The following is a 21,059-nucleotide window of genomic DNA, read 5'->3' as shown; positions in this document are numbered from 1 at the left end:
GCGATTGGATGGGAGACTGTGATGGGGCACGGCAAACCGGATCTGTTTCCGGGGTTTGACACGATCACTGTTGAGACGGCATCCGGCTGGATTCACTGCCGGACGGGAGGGTCCGGCCCTCCCCTTTTGCTGCTGCATGGCTACCCGCAGTCGCATGTCATCTGGCACAAGATTGCCCCAAGCCTAGCAGAGCATTTCCGCCTCGTTATGCCGGATCTTCCCGGATATGGTGCGTCGGACGTTCCGCCGATTAGTCCCGACCATGGCGCTTACTCCAAACGCACCATGGCCGCCACGATGGTGGAACTCATGCGCATCTTATCGTACGACCGGTTCGCCGTCGCAGGCCATGACCGTGGGGGACGTGTTGCGTACCGGATGGCCTTGGATCATCCGGAAATTGTCGAGCGCCTCGCGGTTCTCGACATTCTGCCGACCTATGACTACTGGAACCGAATGAACCGGGTTTTCGGCTTGAACATCTATCATTGGATGTTTCTTGCCCAACCCGCCCCCTTTCCCGAAGACCTGATTGCAGCATCGCCAATCCGGTTCCTGGAACACACATTGGCAAGCTGGACCGCACAGAAATCCCTTGATTGTTTTGCGCCAGAAGCTTTGGCCCATACCCGGGCCTGGTTCTGCGACCCGGACAGAATTTCAGCAACCTGCGAGGATTACCGGGCCGGTGCGACAATCGACTACAAGCATGACGAGGACGACATGAATGCGCGGCGGAAAATCAAACCGCCTGTAATGGTGCTGTGGGGCACGAAAGGTATTGCCGCCCGGGTTCGCGATCCGCTCAAGGTCTGGAAGGGCTGGTGTGATCAGGCCGGTGGCCATGCAATCGATTGCGGGCACTTTGTACCGGAAGAGGCCCCTCTGGAAACCGGGAAGTATTTCACCATCTTTTTCAAGACAAGCTGAAACCCCATCCAAATTATCTCTAAATCTCCGCTTTTTTTAATATTTTTTTCAGTTGCTTGAACCTTCTATGCATTCTGCAAATCCACAACATCTCTGCAGTTGTTGTTAATTTTCTTAACGAACGGATTCAACGCAATTTAACCAATTGCAACTATTGTGATTTTTCGCAGTGGTTATTGCTGAAAGAAGAGCGCGAAGCGCCGGCGCATTAACAGCCATCAGATAACAGTGAGTGTGCACCACTGGAGTTGGGGGTATGGGTGCTGAGTGTGGGCGAACGGAACGGGGATAATCCCAGAAGGGGAAAGCTGGCCAAACCACTGTTTGGCCGGATGAAAAAGCCGTTGTCGAATAACCTCATGGCTCTGACCGATGGGGGCTCTTTGATTGAGCGGCCGCTCCGGATCGCGTTTCTCAGTTTTTTGACCCTGACCATCGTTCTTCTGACCGGTTACAACATTGTCACCCAATACCGGCACATTCATCAGCCGCCCAAGCAGATCGAACGCACGATTACGAGTTTGCTGGCACAGCAAAAGGCGCTCGGACGGGCCGCTCTTGCAGATGCCACCTCCGCAATCGCCGCCGACCTGGAGCTTCAAGACGCCGTAAGGATCGGCAATCACGAAAAGGTCCGCCTGATCGCAGATGCGATCTTTGCGCAGCGGGCCAAGGGGCTCGGCATTTCGCAGCTTACGATCTACTCCGCCGACCGGAGCTTTGCCTATCATGCACATGCCCCCAGCCACATAGAAGATCCGAGGGTTTCGTTCCAATCGGATCTGGCCGCCTCGCTCTATCAAACCCCAGACAGCATCGCACTGGGTGAGAATAACGAGGTCGTGGTCAGTTTGCTGGAACCCTGGACGGCCAGCGGCCGGTTGCTCGGATACCTGAAACTCTCCATCAACATCGAACCTGCCTTGCGTCTTGTCAGCGAGGCCCTCGATGCGGAAGTGGTCGCGGTGACCACAGCCAAAGCAGATGGCCCGGCCTCCGCCGATGACGAAGGTGCAATTCACGCCCAAATCCGCCCGATGGGAGCCGGGGCGGCCTCTGACGCGGGGTTTTCGGGCGCGGATTTTGACGCTGCCGCCGCATCCTCTTTGCTCGAGGCGCAAGACGGGCGCATTTTCCGGACTGACGGCAAAATCTTCCTCGCGCAGGATCTTGACGTCTCCATCCTTTCGAGCGCCGCCACATCAAAGCTGGTCCTGCTGCAGGATATCACCGGGACGATCGGATCTTTCATCCGCAGCAGCATCTTGTCGCTCCTGGCAGGCGTCGCACTGGCGGGCGTTTTCTGGCTTTTGTTCAGAAGGCTGGTCGATATGCTTCAGGCGTCCATCCTGACCACGCACAGTCAGTTGGAAAATGCCGTTCACAAAAGCACGGTGAAGCTGGAGAACACGGCAAGGCGGCTCATTGAAGCGCAACATGTCGCCAGTATCGGCAGCTGGGAACGAAACCTCGGCACCAAGGAAATTGTCGCTTCGGACGAGTTCTACCGGATTCTTGGCCTGCCGGACGATACCCCGCCCACCAAAATCCGCGGCCGGATGCTTGCTCTCATTCCGGAAGCCCAACGCCAAGCCGCCTTGGATGCAGCCCGGGCGTCCGTTCAAAAAACCGGCGGTTTCGATTTTGAACAATCCATCATCCGCGAAGACGGTTCCATCCGCTATTTGCATTTCCGCGGACACATGGTCGAAGATCCGGCTGGCGGGCCATCCATTGAAGTGGGCACGGTCCATGACATTACCGACCGGCGGCAGGCAGAACGCAAAAAAGACCTTTTGGCGGAAATCCTGGAATCGTCACTCAACGAGATCTACATCCTCGACGCCAAGACTTTCGGCATCGAATATGCCAACTCCAGTGCGCTGGAAAATCTCGGCTACCGTCTAAATGAACTGAAAAGCCAGTGTATCTGGGACATCAACCAAGTTTATCAGAAGGAAACCGTCGAACGGCATGTCATGCCTTTGCTGGACGGCAGAGTCGCCAACCTGACGGTGGAAAGCAGCCACCGGCGCAAGGATGGCACGATTTATCCGGTTGACTTGCAGGTGCAGCTTTTCCGGGACCATGACAAGGACCTGTTCGTCGTCATGGCCAATGACGTGACCGAACGGGTTCAGCGTGAAAACGAGACGCGTGAGGCGAAGAACCGCGCCGAACGGCTGGCCTATTTTGATTCCCTGACCAAGCTTTTCAACCGCGCCGGCTGTCAGCGCGACGCCAAGGAGTGGTTTGCCGGTTCGAACAAGCCCTCGTTCCTCGTTCATGTGGACATGGATAACTTCAAGAAGGTCAACGACACGCTGGGCCACCTTGCGGGTGATTATTGCCTGGAGGAAACCGGGCGGCGCCTGCGGGAGGTTTGCCGCGGCCTTGGAACGCCCTACCGGTGGGGCGGCGATGAGTTCGTGATCCTGGCCAATCGCTTCGATGCCGATCCGAACGAGCTGTGCGAGCGGGCCCGCCGTCTGATGCGCATGCCGATGGAATTCAACGGCAACAGATTCTGGCCGACCGTCAGTATGGGCATTGCCCTTTGCCCGGATGACGGCACCGATTTCGACACGCTGCTGACCCATGCCGACCTTGCCCTTTATCAGTCGAAAGAAAAGGGCAAGGACCGCTTCACGTTCTTCACCCGCGACATGAAAACTGTGAGTGACGACGAGGCCATGGTCGAGCGTGAGCTGCTCCGCGCCATTGAGCAGGATCAGTTCTTCCTGGTTTACCAGCCGCAGGTTTCGCTGCGCGGCCAGAACGTGACCGGTGTGGAGGCGCTTGTCCGCTGGCGGCATCCGGATCGCGGCATCCTGTCCCCGGCGCAATTCCTGCCCATTGTTGAAAAGACAAATCTTGCCCCGGTGCTTGGCAACATCGTTATCGACAAAGCCCTGGCCGCTGCCCGCAGCTGGCTGGACGCGGGCGTTGATTTCGGCCGCATATCCATCAATGTCTCGCCATCCCATTTGGCATCCGGGTCCCTTCTGGATCATTTTACGCTTGCCATGAACAAGCATAATATCGGGGCTGACTACATCACCGCAGAAGTGCTGGAATCCGTATTCCTGGACGAGGAAGGGGCCAGCCACCTGTCAACGCTCGATGCGCTTTACCGGCTTGGCGTCCATATCGAGCTGGATGATTTCGGAACCGGCTATGCGTCGCTGTCTCATGTCACCAGCCTCAAGATCAACGGCTTGAAGATCGACCGCTCGTTCACAAAGCAGATGCTGGCCGATCCGAAGAAAGAGGCCGTGGTGAACCATCTTGTGCATTTGGCCCGCTCGCTGGACATCAAAATCGTGTGTGAGGGCGTGGAAACCGATGCGCAGTACCAGCGCCTGCGCATGATGGGCGATTTCTCCATCCAGGGCTATCTCATTGCCCGGCCAATGCCGTTCGAGCAAATGAACGACTGGTTCTGCTCAACCACGCAGGATGTCCATTTCGTCGTCTAGTACCAACCTCAATAAATAAGACCCGATCTGACCGTCGGCACGTCACTCTGCCACCGCCAATTGACTTGGCAGGCGCATCAGCCTACCCCACATTTGCCGGGCCGATACGGAGCATCGGGCGCTTTGCCAGAAACACGCAAAGTCGCACGATCACTCGATATTCGATCAGCGAGCGCAAGGACAAGGCGGTGATGACAGTGACAAGCAACGCACCAAGGATCGGATTGGCACTTGGCGGCGGCGGCGCCCGCGGCTTGGCTCATATCCCCGTCCTTGAAGCGCTCGACGATCTCGGCATCAAGCCCGTGAAGATCGCGGGCACTTCGATCGGTGCGATCCTGGGCGCGGCCTATGCCAGTGGCCTGAGCGGGGAAGCCATTCGCGACATCGCCCTGGAGACATTTGCCGACCGCAACAGCGTGCTCTCCAGACTATGGCAGTTGCGGCCGCGGAAATTCGCCGACGTGTTCAAACCCGGTCCGGTCCAATTCGACCCGGAGCGTGTTCTTGAAGTATTCGTCGGAGCACATCTTCCAGACCGGTTTGAAGATCTGGATATTGCCCTTCGTGTGCTGGCCACCGACTTTTATGGCTGCCAAGAGGTCGACTTCGAAGCGGGTCCCCTGCTTCCGGCGGTCGCGGCCTCCGTAGCGATTCCGGCGGTTTTTAAACCCGTGCGCCATGACGGCCGTCTTCTGGTGGATGGCGGCGCGGTCAACCCGCTGCCTTTCGACGGGCTGCAGGACACGTGCGATATCGTGATCGCAGTTGATGTCGTCGGCGCCCCGGTCCCGCGTGCGGACAAGGACGATATCAGCATGCTCGATTCGCTTTTCGGCTCGGCGCAGATCCTGATGCAGACCGTCACGGCGGAAAAACTCAAACGAGTTCAACCAGATATCCTTATCCGGCCGCCCCATGACACGACCCGTGTTCTTGATTTCATGAAAGCGGATAAAATTCTGGCAGCTTCTGAAATCTTGCGTAAAGAGACAAAAGAAAAGCTGTTAGCATTGACAGAAAAGACAATGACACTGTCCTTTTAAACTACGTTTTATTTACCAGACGCCCAATTATTATTCGGCCTATTCATCCAGTTAACAATTGATTCATCTAACTCCGAAATAATTTTAATCAAACCTTTTGGAGTTGGATCATGCAAAAGCGGTCGGGATCTGCTGATTTGGAAATATGTCCTGTGCCGGACATGTTCTTGAAACGGCTGGTGGACGCTGGCGCTGCCGCCGTCAGAGAGATTGGAGACCAATTGCCTGAACGGCAGCGGGCGGCCCTCGCGGTCTACTGTTTCCGCAGGGCGCACTGGCGCACCATCGGATTGTCGATCGCGGCCGATTGCAGCCGGAGCCTTCTTGTCGATGAAGCCGGATATGCCGGCGAACAAATCTATCAGCTATCGCGTCAAGGCGCGACGAACGAGCAGGATATGAAGCAGCGGCCACGGGGCACACGCCCGCCGGTCAGTCTGCACGTCGTTTGAAAAGTCATTCCCGGGGCTGGTCCTTCCTCCCACCTGCCCCCACCTGGCAACCGCCATAGCAGTACGCTGCATATGCCGGTTGCCTTTTCTTTGGCCTGTTCCCCAGTTCTTTAGCCTGTTCCCTAGTCTCCCCCAGCGCATAGATAGCAGGCAACCGGTCTTTAAACCTTGCCCTTGGCGCAGTGCCGCCTACCCTTCAGAAAAGGCGAAGTTCGACCGGGGAAGCGATATGGGAAATTCTGCTGGATGGATAAGGAAAGCGGTCACCTGCTTTCAGAGAAAACGTTTGTGGATCCTGAACGCAGCATTTGCGGCAGGTCTCTTGGTGGCTCAACCGGCTCTGGCCATCTGCCAATTGGTCGCCGAAGCGCCTTTCGCACCGGTTATGCCCGGCGAAGCGCGTGTCTGGCAGGCATCGCTTCAGCCAGATGAAGTTCAGGTCCGCTACATCGGACATTCCACATTTGAATTACAGACGCCGCAGGGTGTGCGGATCGCGACCGACTACAACGACACATACCGGCCGATGCAGACGCCCACGATCGCGACCATGAACGGCGCGCACAGCACGCACTACACGTTCAATCCCGACCCCAACATCGAGCATCTTCTGTATGGCTGGAACCCGCAAGGCGGGCCGATGGACCACGATATCACAGTGGAAGATGTCAGGGTCCGCAACATCCAGACCAACATCCGGGGCTGGGACGGTGAAACCCGGCGGCTGGGCAATTCGATCTTCATTTTTGAGGTTGCAGATCTTTGCATCGCCCATCTCGGGCACTTGCATCACCGGTTGACGCAGGACGACCTGACCCGGCTTGGCCAAATCGATGTTGTGTTCGCCGCCATCGACAATTCGTCGACACTGCGCCTGGACAGCCTGATGCATGTTCTGGACAGCATCGGGCCAGCCTTGATCATCCCGATGCATTTTCACTTTGCCGGGGCGTTGCAGGCGTTTGTCAGCCGCGCCAGCGAGGCCGGATATGTCGTGACACGCGCTGAAGGTCCGCAACGGCTTATCAGCCGGTCCACGCTGCCCACCCAGACAACCGTTTATGTCATGCTGCCAGGCGGGCCTTGACGGTTAAGTCAGGTGCCGGGCTGGTATCTGGCGAAAAGAACCTGACTGTCGCCGGCCTGCCGCCGGTCCAGTTCCGCAAATCCTTCCGGCAAATCAATGCGCGCCGTGGCCCGTTCTTCCAGGACACAGACCGCGTCAGGCTTCAGCCAACCGCCCTGTGCGGCTGAGGCCAATGCCTTCTCGCCCAGCGCCTTGTCATAAGGCGGGTCGGCGAACACCAGATCAAACGGCTCAATGTTTCCGGCCGACCCCAGCCTTGTCGCATCGCGGCGGAAAATCTTCGACACCCCGTTCAGGCCAAAGGCTTCCATGTTGCGACGGATAATGCCGCGCGCTTCCGTGCCCTCTTCGATGAAGGTGGCATGCCTGGCGCCCCGGCTCATGGCCTCAAAACCAAGCGCGCCGGTTCCAGCAAACAGGTCCAGCACCCGCAGCCCTTCCAGATCCACATCTAGACCATGGGCCAGGATGTTGAAGACTGTTTCCCGAAGCCGGTCGCTAGTGGGCCGGGTCGCCTGGGATTTTGGAGCTGCCAGGGCCTGGCCCTTGAACCGCCCGGCGACAATCCTCAAGACCGCCCTCCGCCGCGCGGCCCGCGATCTCCGCGCTGAGGCCCGCGGCCACCGCTGCGGTCACCCCGGTCATCACGCTTGTCACGGCTGGTGCGCCGTTCCTGCTGTTTATCCTCCACCAGGCCGTCATCGCTCCAGATCCGTCTCTGCGGCGGCGTGAATTCGCGCTGCTCGCGGTCACGGCGCGGTTTCGGCTCCGATGTCATGCGGAAACGCGACCTGGGGGAGACGGTTTCCTGGCGCGGCCCTGCGTTCTTGCGTTTGGTCTGCTTTTGCTGGCTCCGGTCGGCCTTGGCCGCCTTGCGCCGGTCCGTCTCGCTCTTGCCTTCGCGCGCGGTCAGCCACTTGCCCTCAGACTGCGGCTCCTGCCGGTTGCCGCCCCGGTCCGGGCCGCTGCGCCCACCGCTGCGTTTGGGGGCGCTTTTGCGCTCGTTTTCTTGTTTGGGCTGATGGAAGATCGGCGCATCGAAATCGGCGCCCGCCTCCTCTGCCAGCTTTTCACCAAGCTGGTCCCGCAAGACTTTGCCGCGGATTTCCCGGACGACGCCATCTGGAAGATCCATCAGCTGGAACGGACCATAGGAAATACGGATCAACCGGTTCACGGCCAGCCCCAGATGCTCCAGAACCCGTTTGACTTCGCGGTTTTTGCCCTCGCGCAGGCCAACGGTAATCCAGACGTTTCCGCCCTGTTCCTTGTCCAGAACCGCCTCGATCGCACCATAAAGAACGCCATCAATGGCAACGCCATCCTTCAGGCCATCCAGATCCGCTTGCGTCACCTTGCCAAAGGCCCGAACGCGGTAGCGCCGCAACCAGCCGGTTGCAGGCAGCTCCAGAACACGGGCCAGACCGCCATCGTTGGTCAACAGCAACAAGCCTTCCGTATTGATATCCAGACGCCCCACGGTCAGAACGCGCGGCAGATCGTCCGGCAGCCGGTCGAAGACGGTCGGACGGCCTTCCGGATCCTTGTTGGTCGTCACAAGGCCCTTTGGCTTATGATAGAGCCAGAGCCGGGTCCGCTCCCGCAGCGGCAACGGTTTGCCATCGACTAGCACTGTGTCCTTGCTGGACACCGTTACGGCTGGCGTTGTCAGCGCCTTGCCGTTCAGCTCCACCCGGCCGTTTTCGATCCAGGTCTCCGCTTCGCGGCGCGAACACAGGCCCGCGCGCGCCATCACCTTGGCAATGCGCTCACCGCGATCCGCAGCCTCGTCCGCAAGGCGTGCGGGCGCTGGCGCTTCGTTTGTCTTTTTCACGCGGTCCGGCTTCCGGTTTTGCGGTTTGGACCGGGCACCGGAAGAGGCAGACCCGCCGCGCCCGCGGCCACCCGACGGGCCGGGACGGTTCTGGGAGAATTTTCTTGTTGTCATGGATGCGTCATAGCAGAGCGGACGGCTTTCGGGAATCGGTTGTTTTCATCATTCAGCGCACGGTGGCTGCGCGGATTGCGCATAGCTGCCAATGGAGAGGCTGACGAAGAGCCAAAATGGCTGACGGCGCGCGCAATTCGCGGTACATGCGGAGAATGAGCGATGACCAATCCCCCTCTTTTGGCCCGGCACCCCAAAGCTTCATGGACCTTGCCCTTGAAGAGGCCGAGAAGGCGGCGCGACGCGGCGAAGTCCCGGTCGGGGCGGTGCTGGTGCAGGACGGTGTGGTTCTGGCAAGGGACGGCAACCGCACATTGGAGCTCAATGACCCGACCGCTCATGCCGAAGTGCTTGTCATCCGGCAGGCCTGTGATCTCTTGAAGTCGCAACGTTTGCCGGGCTGCGACCTTTACGTGACCCTTGAGCCCTGTGCCATGTGTGCCGGTGCGATTTCCTTCGCCCGTATCCGGCGGCTTTACTTTGGCGCTGGCGATGAAAAAGGCGGCGCAGTGGAACACGGAACGCGTTTTTTTTGCGCGCCCACCTGCCATCACAGCCCGGACGTTTATTCCGGTATTGGCGAACACCGGGCAAGCACGATTCTGAGAACCTTCTTCAGCCAGAAGCGCTAAACAGCGCTGCGTTGCACAAAAACCACAGCTCGCCCCAAAAACTCTCGCTAGGTAAGATCAGCTGCTTTCTTCGTGAAGGTGTCACGATTGGAGCGCCACATAGTCTGTATGTTTCTGTTTTCTCGGAGCAATGCCATGAAACACCTATCCGCACTCTGCGCTGCCACATGCGTTGCAACGGCCGCCCTTCCCGCAAACGCGGCCGATCTTCCTATCGCACCAGAACCGGTCGATTACGTCCGCGTGTGCGACGCCTACGGGAAACGCTTTTTCTATATCCCCGGAACCGAGACATGCCTGCGTATTCGCGGACGGGTCCGCACGGAAATTCGGATTCGCAATTTTGGAGAGGCGGAAAACGCCTGGGGCGACCGTGATACGGACGGCTACCAGTGGCGGACCCGCGGTTACATTTATCTGGATGCGCGCACCGAAACCGAATTCGGCACGCTTCGTGCCTACACTGAGCTCTACCAGCAAGCGAACAACGGAACCGAAAGCGACAGCCTCGAAAAAGCCTACATCCAATGGGGTGGTTTGCTGGCCGGCTACAACAGCTCCAACTTCGACTTCTTCACCGGCTACGCCATGGATGCGCAGATCGAGAGCTATTCCGACCAGACAATCAACCAGCTTGCCTACACGCTCACCTTCGGACATGGGCTTAGTGCGACCGTTGCGCTTGAAGACCGCAGTAGCCGCGAAACCAATATCGGTCTTAACGGCGCAACTCTGGCCTATGGGGGCACACGCGCCCCTGATGTTGTTGCCGCCCTGGGAATCAATCAGAGTTGGGGTCAGGCTCAAATCATGGGCGCCCTCCATCAAGTCTACCCGAACGCGCAATTCAATGCCTCGACAGGCTCCGATGAAGACAAACTCGGCTGGGCCGTCGGCGCCGGTGCGGAGTTTGATTTCGATGCGCTGGGCGGCGGCACCAGCGTGGCTGTTCAGGTTGTCTACACGGATGGTGCCAGCGGGTACGGTTCAACAGGCTGGGTAGGTCAGATCACCGACGCGGTTTGGGACGGCAACAGCACGGAAACCACAAAAACGTTCAACATCTTCGGTGGCGTCAGTCAGACCATCAACGATTTCACGCTGGCGGTGGAAGGCGGGTATCACGATGTAGATGCTGGCACTGACGCGTTCGACTTCACACAGTGGAGTATCACAGGTAACGCCATGTGGGAGCCGGTTGACGGCTTTGAAATGGGACCAGAGGTTCAATACCGGGACATTGACTACAACACAGCGTCCGGCCTGGACGATACCTATGAGGTCTACGGCACATTCCGGATCCAGCGCTCCTTCTGACCGCGGTTTTCCGTATTGAATCGCCGTCTCGGCACCCAAATAGACCCTCATTTCCGGGCGCGCCTTTGCCGGCGCGCTTTTTTGTTTGCACCCATCCGGGTTCAAGGGCACATGAACGCAAATTGCTGCGGCTCTGCCTACCGGTCTTGCCGCCGGTTTGTTTACCTGGTTCTGCTAACAGGGTTTACGTCGGCAACAACTAGACCGGTAAAAACGCTTGGGCCGGATGCCGGTACAGAGTTTGATCAACATTTGCGGAAGAGTTTCTGGTGCCTTCAATGCGGCCAAGTGGATTAGCTGGTGGACTTGCCCTTGCGATCGCTGGTTCTACGGCATCAATTGCCGCAGACATTCGGCAATCGCCTGAACCGGTTGATTATGTTCGCGTGTGCGATGCCTACGGATCCAGGTTTTTCTACCTTCCAGGCACAACAACATGCCTGCGCGTCCACGCTAAAGCGCGCTCTGAGGTCCGGTTTTACAATTTCGGCCAGAACGAAAACGCCTGGGGCGACCGCGACTCCGATGGCGCGGAGTGGCGGACAAGTGCCTATCTTCATTTCGATGCCCGGACTGAAACGGAATTCGGGACTTTGCGGACCTATGTGGAACTGTCTCAAAAGATCGCAAACGGCGACGAATCCACTTCGATCGAAAAGAACTACATCCATTGGGGCGGCCTGCTGGCGGGATATCACCGTTCCCGGTTTGATTTTTTCAGAGGCTATGCCTCGGATGCCCAGATCTCCAGCGTTTCGGACCTGACAACCAACATGCTGTCCTATACCGCAAGCTTTGCGGAGGGCTTGAGCGCGACACTGGCAGCGGAGCAACGGACGGAGCGGGAAACCAGTCTCGGTCTGGATGGCGGCACGGAAAGTTTTGGCGGCACCCGGGTGCCGGATGCCGTGGTGCGGTTGCGCTCGACCCAGGATTGGGGCAAGGCCCAAATCATGGGGGCGCTCCATCAGGTTTATCCGGGAACCGACTACACGTCGGCAACCGGTTCCAATGACACGCTTCTGGGCTGGGCTGCCGGGGCCGGCGTAAAACTTGACTTCACCGCCTTTGGTGGCAAGACACTCGCCGCCCTGCAAGTGGTCTATACACACGGGGCCAGCGGCTATGGGTCCACCGACTGGACCGATTTGATAACCGATGCGGTTTGGGACGGGCGCCGGACAAAAGCAACCAAGACCCTGAACCTCACCAGCGGTCTCTGGCACAAATTCGACGATTTCACGCTGGCGCTGGAAGCGGGGTATCACAAGGTCGATGCGGGCACGGATGATTTTGATTTCACGCAGTGGAGCACAACCGCTAATCTTCTCTGGGAGCCGGTCAAGGGCCTGAAAATGGGGCCGGAACTGCAGTACCGCGATCTTAACTATAAGAATGCAGCCGGACTGGATGACACTTACGAAGTGTTTGGAACCTTGAGATTTCAAAGGTCCTTCTGACCACCCGGCCACCTGCTGCAGCCTTGTGCGCGCATACTGAAAACGCCCAAAGCTGATCCTAACGGGCGGTTTCAAGCCCGGCATAGGTCTCGCTGACCTTCTCCCAAAGGCCAAGCGTCCAAAGATCACCATGTTGCCCGCCGTCAAAGATGACGATCTCCTTCGGGTCGGGAGCTGCATCAAACAAGCGCTGGCCATGCGCCACCGGAATGATCCGGTCCTCCGTGCCATGGAAAATCAGGACCGGCGCTGTAACATCCTTGATCCGGTCGCGTGTCGGCATCGGGTCCTTCATCAAGAGGCGCACCGGCAGCCACGGATATTGTTCGGTGGCGATATCCACCAGCGCCGTGTAGGGCGCTTCTAGAACCAGAAGATCAACATCCGGGCGCACTGCCGCAACCGCAGTCGCAAGGCCAGTGCCAAGGCTTTCACCATGGAGGATCACCGGCCCGTCCTGCAGGTCCTTCAAACGGTCGTAATGGGCCAGCGCATCGGCAATTAGGGCCTCTTCCGATGGGCTGCCCTCGCTTCCCGGATAGCCGCGATAGGTTGGAACATAAAGCCCATACCCGCTGTCGAGGATCATCTTGAAGCGTTTCCAACGGGTGGACACTGGTTGGGCATTGCCCTGAAAATACAAAAGTGTCGGCAGACCGGGGCTGGCCGGAGGAGCGGACCAAACCGTAACGTTTGTCCCATCCGCCATCGCAATCCGGTCAACTGCAACGCCCGACAGGCCCTTGGCCTCGGGCGTTTCCAGAACGCCGGACCCGGGAAACACCATGCTCCGCTGCGCGACATACATGTACCCTGCAACAATCGCGTAGGCGATCAGACCTGCAAACAGGATTTTCCGCAGAACGCGCAGCGAACGGGCGCCCAAACTGGCTTTTGGCGCCGTGTCCTCAAGGGATGATCCGCGTGCTTGCCCGGTTTCATGTTTCGTCATTCAGCGTCTCCGTGCCGTTGCAAGAGATTACGGCGCAAAGGCCGGGGCCGATCAAGCCTGATGTGCCAAGCTAGGCAACGGGACGCTGCCCGTCCCAAGAGGCTCTGCTATTTCCGGCCAAACAGTTTCTCGATATCGCCGAGCTTGAGCTCCACCCAGGTCGGGCGGCCATGATTGCATTGGCCGGACAACGGCGTTGCCTCCATGTCGCGCAAAAGGGCGTCCATTTCTTCCGGCCGCATACGCCGTCCGGCCCGCACGGAGCCATGACAAGCCATCGTGGCGGCGACATGGTCCAGCTTCTCCTTCAAGCTGTCGGCCGTATCCCACTCAGCAAGTTCATCGGCGAGGGTCCTCACCATGCCCTGAATGTCCATGTCCCCCAAAATGGCCGGGGTTTCGCGCACGGCAATCGCACCCGGCCCAAAGGCTTCAAGCGCCAAACCGACCTTCTCCAGGTCCTCCGCCCGTTCAGCGAGGCGGGCTGCATCTTCTTCGGGAAGATCAACAACTTCCGGGATCAGCAGGATCTGGCGGGCAACGTCCTTTTTGGCCAGCGCTTCCTTGAGCCGCTCGTAGACCAATCGTTCATGGGCGGCATGCTGGTCCACGATGACGACGCCATCTTCGGTCTGCGCGATAATGTATGTTTCATGCACCTGCGCCCGGGCCGCGCCGAGCGGCAAACCGGTCTTTTCTGGCTCGACCGCAACATCGTGCGCCCTTGCATCGGCGGAGGGAATGGCGAGGCCGCTGAGCCCCGACTGCCCGGCAAAACCCGCCTGTGCGCCTTCGGCAAAGCCCGGCGCGGATCCCGCTCTGCCGCCTGCGGGTTCCAAAGGACGGAACGCGTCCGCTGCCCAGCGCTCAGACGGTGATGCCGGCCCTTGGCCATAGACCGGAGCGGTTTGGCCGGAGGCAGCGGCGCCATTGGCCGGATGACCGGCATCATGCACCGCTGCGCCCGCCGATCCATAACCTGTGCCATTCGCCCGCAAGGCATCCAGCGCCACAGCCGCATTCGAGGTGGAAGCCCGGTGGCCGGACTGAACCAGGGCGTGCTTGATGGCACCGACGAGAAGCCCGCGCACCAACTGCGCATCGCGAAACCGCACATCGGCCTTGGCGGGATGAACATTGACGTCCACCAGCGCCGGATCCAGATCGATGAACAGCACGACTACCGGGTGACGGTCGCGGGCGAGCACATCCGCATAGGCACCGCGCAGACCGGACAAAAGCAGCTTGTCCTTCACCGGGCGGCCATTGACGAAAAAGAACTGGTGCTGCGCATTGCCCCTGTGATGGGTTGGCAACCCGGCAAATCCTGTCAGCCGGACCCCTTCCCGTTCCGCATCGAGTTCCATGGCATTTACAACAAAGTCCGCCCCAAGGATCTGCGCGATCCGGGCAATATGCGGCGTTTCACCTCTTGCTGCCGGCCAGGTCTGGGCCTGCCGGTCCGTGCCGGAGAGCGAAAATCCCGTTTCCGGATAGGCAAGCGCAATGCGTTTGACGATCTCGGTGATGGCGGCCGCCTCGGCCCGGTCGGATTTCAGAAACTTCAACCGCGCCGGCGTTGCAAAGAACAGGTCCCGGACCTCAACCTGCGTGCCCTTGGCGCGGGCCGCAGGAACAGGCGCGCTTTCCTTACCGCCTTCAACGGCAATAGCCCAGGCGTGGTCTTCTTGCGCGTGTCGGGTCTGAATGGCTAGGCGCGTCACCGACCCGATGGACGGCAGCGCCTCGCCGCGGAAGCCCAAAGTGCGGATATCGAAGAGATCGTCCTCGGAAATCTTGGATGTGCAATGCCGCCGGACGGCGAGCTGCAAATCGTCCCGTGTCATGCCCGCACCATCGTCGGTGACCCGCATGAGTGTCTTGCCGCCCGCCGCGGTGACGATATCCACCTGGCGTGCTCCCGCATCAACGGCGTTTTCGACCAGCTCCTTGATCACGCTGGCCGGGCGTTCGATCACTTCTCCGGCGGCGATCTGGTTGATCACGCGCTCGCCGAGCTGTCTGACTGCCATGAAAGTCCCTTTGGCCGGTTTCACACTGTGCCCGGTTCCTATATTGTCCGCGCCGAGTTTGCCTCGATTCTTTTCTAATCCTATCAGATCTCAACCGGCCCGAGTGATCCACCATGACAGTTTCTGCACCGCTTCTTGTTGACGGGCTCAAGGCCCTGGCCCCGTCCTACAAGGGGATCCTCAGCGACGTGTGGGGCGTCTTGCACAATGGTGTCGCCGCCTTTGAAGCAGCTCACCAGGCCCTGCAGACCTATCGCGAGGAGACCGGTGGTCCGGTGGTTCTGATCACAAACGCCCCGCGTCCGGCCAGCGCTGTTGAAGACATGCTGACCGGGCTGGGCGTGCCGCGCGCAGCCTATGACAGCATCATCTCATCAGGCGATGTCACGCGGGGGCTTCTGGTCGCCCAAGGCAGCAACACGCTGCTTCATATCGGCCCCAACCGGGACCAGCCGCTTTATCACGGCCTTGAGGCAACCTTCACCGACAAGGATGACGAGGCGGTCGCGATCAGCTGCACGGGGCTTGCTGATGATGAGACAGAAACCCCCGATGACTACCGAGAGCGCCTGGAAAAGCTCGCCAAACGCGGCCTTCCCATGATCTGCGCCAATCCGGATATCGTGGTGGAACGGGGCGACAAGCTGGTCTGGTGTGCCGGGGCGCTGGCCCGGCTTTATGAGGATCTGGGCGGCGAAGTCGCCATTTTGGGCAAGCCGCACGCGCCAATTTATGAAGCGGCCCTTGCCCGTCTTGGCGAACATGCCGGCCACGCCATTGCCAAGCAGGATGTCCTGGCAATCGGCGACGGGCTACCAACCGATATCCGGGGGGCGGTTTCCCAGGATATCGATGTTCTTTTCATCACCGCGGGCATTCATGCCTCCGATTTCGGCCCGTCGGAAGCGCCGGAAGAACAGCTCATCCGCAAGCGCCTGGTCGAAGAGGGCCTGCGCGCCCGCGCCGCCCTGCCCCGGCTTTGGTGGTAGCTCTCTTAATTGAATGAGCTGCGGCATACAATTGGCCAAACCTGACCGGCAGCCTTCAGCTTTTAATCGACGCTGTGTTAAGCAGGCGGAAGTCGTCCTTCACCGGCAAAACACCCGCACATTGAAGTAATCAAAGCCGAAACCGGTTTGTGAAGGAAGCACTTTTTGTTTTCAAAAAAGGTGCCGTGGGTATCCTGTGCGTGATTGCTTTGGCTGACCGCTCTTTGACGAAATTGATTCCGCTGAGAATGAGCGCCATAGACGTGATGCCCACTTGGGTTGACGTCGTTGGAGCTCGTCAAGCAGGATGGAACCGTCCACATAATTAGTTCAGGGTACCTCAAAAAACGCGGGGCCTTCATGACTGCAATACTGAAGTTTGCATCAGGACTTGTGTTCCTGTTCTTTTTTAGCGCCGTTCACGCTAGCGAACCATGGACTGTCAAGAGCGTCCCGGATCAAGCGGGCCTTTATCCGGGCGAGGAGATGCTTCTAACCAATGGGATCGAGACCTTGAATTATTTCAAGGCTGGAGATCCGGAAAAACCCCTGGTTATCTTCGTACCAGGCGGTTTTCACCTGGCGAGAGTTGCGTACGGATATCCGGGTGGGAACGAGCGGGACTTTTTGGCTCACTGGCTTGGCGAGCGAGGATATTCCTTCCTCGGATCTTCCTATCCAACAGGCAACAAGGTCTATTCAAAGGCCTATCCTGCCTTTTCTATCCGGGATTGGGGCAAACAGGTTGCGGCGGTTGCCAAACACTATATCGACCAGCATAAGTTATCAGGAAAGGTAATTGTTCTGGGCTGGAGTGCCGGTGGCCAGATTGCGCAATCGGTCTACGAGGCGTCGCAAGCCGCAGGTCTTGATATGAGCCTTTATGTCTCGATTGCCTCCACGCCGCCAATCCCTCTTCTCCTGGCGGCGCCAGGTGCGATTTCGAAGGCCTCAAACGGATTGTCGAGAGCGCCGCAATTCTATGACTTGTTTAAGAAATATGTGGTCGCGCAGGATCAATTGAACGGTCATGAAATCATGCCCTGGCCAACGTTCGAAGCGGATGTTTTGGGCGATATTCCAGTGGCACTCAACGCAATCATGATCGCCTCGCGCTATGAGAACGGTGAGTTTGTCGAAGACCTTAATTGGTCATTGGCCGATACGGGCGGTTTGAAGGTCACGGATTTCCCATTTGTAGTCACGATTTCCGGCAACAAGGTGCTGGACAACGATCATGCTTTGACCGACCGCGGCAACTGGGGGCTCTATCAGGTTCAACATCTTTATCGAAACCTGGTTTTACCTGTGCTTTCCAAATCCGAAGACATTAGTCCCGCAGCATGGCAAAGCCTTATGGATCGCATATCTTATGCCACGTCAGGAGCCCTAAACGCACGGGTCCCCGGGAACCATTTTTTCTGGTACGGCGAAGTCGGTGCGCGCGAGACTGTCCAGCAAATGGATATACTCATCCTACGGGCAAACAACCTTCGAAGCGATATTCGGGAATCACTCAGCAGCGTCTCGAAAGACTAGGCAAATTCTTGGTCGCGGGCGCATCTCACAACACACGGTCAGGAAACCGGTTACGCTGGCGGGCCTCTCAGGCGTTCACGGGCCGTCTAAGCACCGCATGACACAGAAACATGAGCCTTTCGACGGTTTTTGTTGAAAGACATCTTTCGTTCACATGCCGATCCCGATTTGAGTGCAAAGTGAAAGGCCTTGGCGGTTTCTTTCACAAACAACCGGTTTGCAAGGCTGCAAATCCAAGTATGCTATCAGTGAAAGTCGTGAAAGTGACGCAGGTGTATTTGTCAGTAAGATCTTGGATGACCTGAATCGGGAGATGAATATGACATCAAAGCGGGCCGCATGGCGCGTCGTGGCGGCGGTGGCTGCCGTATTCATGGCAACACCGGCCGTGGCCGCGACATGCATCACCAGCAAGGGGCAGTTCAACGCCTATAAACAGCAGCTGGCGCAGCAGGCGGCCTCCTATGGCGTGGGGCAGCGCGGCATGCAGGCGCTGCAGCAAGCGCGGCTCTCCGGCATTACCTGGCGGTTTGAATCCAACCCGGCCTCCCAGTCCAGCATGCGCTACCGCAGTCCCGAACAGTTCTTGAAGAGCCGGTTTTCGAGTGTCAATTCCTTTGTCTCCAGCGCTAAACGCCGGCTTCAGCAAAACGCCAGGCTGTTCCAAGCAATCGAACAGCGCTATGGCGTGCCGGGCTCCCTTCTGGTAGCGATCTGGGGCTATGAGACGAGCTGGGGCGGCTATACAGGCGATACCCCGATCGTGAACGGCGCCGTGACCCTTGCGTCCTACTGCCGCCGCCATCCGCGCTTTGAAGATGACGCGATTGCAGCGCTGCAGCTTGTCGACCGGGGCCTGATCACCAGCAACAGCCGGGGCGGCCCCTCCGGCGAACTGGGACACATGCAGTTTCTTGCGGGCAACTGGGTCCGGTTTGCCCAGGATGGCAATGGCGATGGCCGCGCGGATCCCAATAATGCAGCCGACGCGCTGGCAACGGCTGCCAACATGCTGCGCCAGAATGGCTGGCGCGGCGGACGGCCCTTCGCGGACGGGTCCGCCAATTTCCGGGTCTTGTCGTCCTGGAATGACAGCGGCAACTATCAGCGCGCCATTGCCTATGCCGCCGGTCTGATTGATCAATAGGCGGCGCGGCGGCGAAGCCGGGTCACCAAGCCAAAACAGAAATGGCCGCCTGACAAGGCAGCCATTTTTGTTGCCAAATTGTTCGGATGGTTAGTCGAATAACTTGTCGATGTCGGCCTGTCCGCCACCCATCATCGCATCGATATCATCTTGCGATACACCTTCGCCGGCCATTTGCGGTCCATGCAGGATCAGTTCGCGGGCCCGCTTTTCCTTCTCGCTCTCCTCCAGGACAGCGTCCAGATCTTCGGGAATGCGCAACCGTTCGATGAAAGACGCCACACGCTCATCAATGAAGCGCAAGGTCTCAACAACCTTTGAAATCCGCTGGCCGGTAATGTCCTGGAACGTGCAGGCCTCAAAAATGCCGATCATCTTGTTGGAGACCAGCTCCTGATAGGCTTCCGGGTCGCTTGTGTCAGCGCCCATGATCTCCTCGGCCGCTTCCATGATCGTGTTGGTGGCATCTTCCGTTGCCTCGACGATTGCATCGAGCTCCCGGCCGGCATCCGGAATCTTGTGCCCCGTCATGTCGTTGGCGCGGAGATTGGAAATCTCATCTTTCATGCGCGTGATTTCCCGCGCAATCATGGTCAGTTCTTCCGTCACAGCCGGCTGAACCGTGGACAGGAAGTCGAACATCGACCCCGACATGACCTCAGCGAGATGCATGACGTCGGTCAGGGAGACTTCGCCATCCTTGCTTTTGTTCTCTTCGAGAAAATCGATGACCCGAGCGACATTTTCTTGTTTCATATGGGCCATCAGATCTAGCCTTTCCATGCGTTCCGCATCCTCCGAAGGGCGGAACACCACAAGCATTCCGCTAAAACTCTCCGGACAGCCCCGCGCGCGCCCGGCTGCCTGCCTTGCCCGCCAAAAACGCTTCGGTTCGTCCTACCGGTGCCGGCGGAAGCGCTCAAAATGTGCCCCCGCCTGGTACGCGTTCTTAATCGGAGAAGACGGCTTCGATCTTGCCTTTCAACGTCTGGGCGTTGAACGGCTTCACGATGTAGTTGTTCACCCCGGCCTTCTTGGCCGCGATCACGTTTTCAGTCTTGGATTCTGCCGTCACCATGATGAATGGTGTCTTGCTCAGGGAGCCGTCCGCACGAACCTGCTTCAGCAGCTCGTAGCCGGTCATCGGTTCCATGTTCCAGTCGGAAATCACAAGGCCGTAGCGGCGCTGCTTCATTTTTTCCAAAGCTTCGGTGCCGTCCGCAGCATCGTCAATATCTTCGAAACCGAGCTGTTTCAGCAGATTGCGAATGATGCGAATCATCGTCTTGTAGTCATCGACCACGAGGACCGGCATCTGAAGATCAAGGGCCATTGTCTACTCCATACTGTCAATTTGCGCGGCCCCTGGCCGTGGGCCGTTGGAACGCGTTATGACTTTGAAGGAGAGCGACACATAACTTGTGTCCTCACCTCCCCACACTCAAACCACTTTACCGTCAGGCCCTGAAAAGACCGTTAATTTCAGACGCTTTTTTCTTGGTCCAAAGCCCAATTGCCTGAAGAGCGCGGGCCGCCTAGCGTCTGCGCTGCTTTTGCAGCACCGGACGGGGTAGAAATTTCAATGCTTGAGTTACAGACACTTTATTTCGAAGATCTTAAAGTCGGGATGAGCGAAGTCTTGACGAAACATGTCAGCTCTTCGGATGTCGTAGGTTTTGCGGAAGTCTCCGGAGATCGCAATCCGATCCACTTGTCCGAACACTTCGCAGCCCGCACGCCGTTCAAGACGCGAATCGCCCACGGCCTCTACACGGCCAGCCTCATTTCGGCAGTCCTGGGGACCCGCCTTCCCGGCCCTGGCGCGATTTATCTCTCGCAGACGCTGAATTTCAAGGCACCGGTCAAGATTGGCGATGATGTCATCGTAAGGGTTACCGTGGAGGAACTCATGGAACGCGGGAAACGCGCCCGTCTGTCCTGTGCCTGCGAAGTGGACGGCACAATCGTTCTGGACGGTGAAGCCCTGGTCAAGGTCCCGGGCCGGGCTGATGGGCCGCCCACCGAACGGCTTTGAGTGAACCGGCCCT

General features: G+C 58.4%; 18 protein-coding genes. 12 read left to right on the top strand and 6 right to left on the bottom strand.

Features of this window, described 5'->3' with window-relative positions; translation table 11 throughout:
• Positions 1-21 precede the first annotated feature (21 nt).
• From E1180_RS19550 to E1180_RS19530, 5 genes are all read left to right on the top strand, one after another.
• Positions 22-930 (top strand): alpha/beta fold hydrolase, encoded by a 909-nt coding sequence (locus E1180_RS19550; protein WP_155193919.1) that lies wholly within the window; start codon positions 22-24, stop codon positions 928-930.
• A gap of 359 nt (positions 931-1,289) precedes the next feature.
• Positions 1,290-4,409, top strand: a complete 3,120-nt coding sequence (locus tag E1180_RS19545; protein ID WP_196220649.1) for a putative bifunctional diguanylate cyclase/phosphodiesterase — start codon at positions 1,290-1,292, stop codon at positions 4,407-4,409.
• A gap of 191 nt (positions 4,410-4,600) precedes the next feature.
• Positions 4,601-5,455, top strand: a complete 855-nt coding sequence (locus E1180_RS19540) for a patatin-like phospholipase family protein (RefSeq protein WP_155193915.1) — start codon at positions 4,601-4,603, stop codon at positions 5,453-5,455.
• 110 nt (positions 5,456-5,565) lie between these two features.
• Positions 5,566-5,907, top strand: a complete 342-nt coding sequence (locus E1180_RS19535; RefSeq protein WP_155193913.1) for a hypothetical protein — start codon at positions 5,566-5,568, stop codon at positions 5,905-5,907.
• A 325-nt stretch (positions 5,908-6,232) separates the two neighbouring features.
• A complete protein-coding gene (locus E1180_RS19530; protein WP_208997261.1) occupies positions 6,233-6,994 on the top strand; it encodes an MBL fold metallo-hydrolase in 762 nt (253 codons plus the stop codon).
• Positions 6,995-7,002: 8 nt separating this feature from the next.
• Here E1180_RS19530 and rsmD read toward each other — a convergent pair whose 3' ends face one another.
• Positions 7,003-7,566, bottom strand: coding sequence for a 16S rRNA (guanine(966)-N(2))-methyltransferase RsmD (rsmD, locus tag E1180_RS19525; RefSeq protein ID WP_155193908.1), 564 nt, complete (start codon positions 7,564-7,566; stop codon positions 7,003-7,005).
• A complete protein-coding gene (locus tag E1180_RS19520) occupies positions 7,563-8,942 on the bottom strand; it encodes a pseudouridine synthase (RefSeq protein WP_155193906.1) in 1,380 nt (459 codons plus the stop codon). Before E1180_RS19520 ends, rsmD begins: the two co-directional genes overlap by 4 nt.
• 203 nt (positions 8,943-9,145) lie before the next feature.
• On the opposite strand from E1180_RS19520, the gene E1180_RS19515 reads away from it, so the two are divergent.
• The 3 genes from E1180_RS19515 to E1180_RS19505 all read left to right on the top strand — a co-directional run bounded on the left by E1180_RS19515 (position 9,146) and on the right by E1180_RS19505 (position 12,351).
• Positions 9,146-9,574, top strand: coding sequence for a nucleoside deaminase (locus E1180_RS19515; RefSeq protein ID WP_155194102.1), 429 nt, complete (start codon positions 9,146-9,148; stop codon positions 9,572-9,574).
• Between the two features lie 135 nt (positions 9,575-9,709).
• Positions 9,710-10,891, top strand: a complete 1,182-nt coding sequence (locus E1180_RS19510) for a porin (RefSeq protein WP_155193904.1) — start codon at positions 9,710-9,712, stop codon at positions 10,889-10,891.
• Positions 10,892-11,169: 278 nt separating this feature from the next.
• Positions 11,170-12,351: a porin gene (locus E1180_RS19505; protein WP_155193902.1), complete on the top strand. Its 1,182-nt coding sequence runs from the start codon at positions 11,170-11,172 to the stop codon at positions 12,349-12,351.
• A 58-nt stretch (positions 12,352-12,409) separates the two neighbouring features.
• On the opposite strand, the gene E1180_RS19500 is transcribed toward E1180_RS19505, so the two are convergent.
• Positions 12,410-13,303: an alpha/beta hydrolase gene (locus E1180_RS19500; protein WP_155193899.1), complete on the bottom strand. Its 894-nt coding sequence runs from the start codon at positions 13,301-13,303 to the stop codon at positions 12,410-12,412.
• 107 nt (positions 13,304-13,410) lie between these two features.
• Positions 13,411-15,336, bottom strand: coding sequence for a DNA mismatch repair endonuclease MutL (gene mutL / locus E1180_RS19495; RefSeq protein WP_155193897.1), 1,926 nt, complete (start codon positions 15,334-15,336; stop codon positions 13,411-13,413).
• Between the two features lie 113 nt (positions 15,337-15,449).
• Here mutL and E1180_RS19490 point away from each other — a divergent pair, with 113 nt between their 5' ends.
• The 3 genes from E1180_RS19490 (at position 15,450) to E1180_RS19480 (ending at position 19,011) form a co-directional block, all read left to right on the top strand.
• Complete coding sequence (locus E1180_RS19490; protein ID WP_155193895.1) at positions 15,450-16,325, top strand: TIGR01459 family HAD-type hydrolase; 876 nt, start codon at positions 15,450-15,452, stop codon at positions 16,323-16,325.
• 360 nt (positions 16,326-16,685) lie between these two features.
• Positions 16,686-17,864 carry an alpha/beta hydrolase family protein gene (locus E1180_RS19485; protein ID WP_155193893.1) on the top strand — a complete coding sequence of 393 codons (1,179 nt, stop codon included), beginning with the start codon at positions 16,686-16,688 and terminating at the stop codon, positions 17,862-17,864.
• A 319-nt stretch (positions 17,865-18,183) separates the two neighbouring features.
• Complete coding sequence (locus E1180_RS19480) at positions 18,184-19,011, top strand: lytic murein transglycosylase (RefSeq protein ID WP_208997260.1); 828 nt, start codon at positions 18,184-18,186, stop codon at positions 19,009-19,011.
• 90 nt (positions 19,012-19,101) lie between these two features.
• On the opposite strand, the gene E1180_RS19475 is transcribed toward E1180_RS19480, so the two are convergent.
• Together E1180_RS19475 and E1180_RS19470 are read right to left on the bottom strand one after the other, a co-directional pair.
• Positions 19,102-19,833, bottom strand: a complete 732-nt coding sequence (locus tag E1180_RS19475; protein ID WP_208997259.1) for a protein phosphatase CheZ — start codon at positions 19,831-19,833, stop codon at positions 19,102-19,104.
• 127 nt (positions 19,834-19,960) lie between these two features.
• Positions 19,961-20,344, bottom strand: coding sequence for a response regulator (locus E1180_RS19470; RefSeq protein ID WP_006935666.1), 384 nt, complete (start codon positions 20,342-20,344; stop codon positions 19,961-19,963).
• A 249-nt stretch (positions 20,345-20,593) separates the two neighbouring features.
• Between E1180_RS19470 and E1180_RS19465 the strand changes: the two genes are divergently transcribed.
• Complete coding sequence (locus E1180_RS19465; protein WP_155193888.1) at positions 20,594-21,046, top strand: MaoC family dehydratase; 453 nt, start codon at positions 20,594-20,596, stop codon at positions 21,044-21,046.
• The last annotated feature ends 13 nt before the right edge of the window (positions 21,047-21,059 follow it).

The organism is Roseibium denhamense, assembly GCF_009711415.1.
In the GTDB taxonomy this organism is placed as follows: Bacteria; Pseudomonadota; Alphaproteobacteria; order Rhizobiales; family Stappiaceae; genus Roseibium; species Roseibium denhamense.
This window is presented reverse-complemented; position numbering and strand designations above follow the sequence as displayed.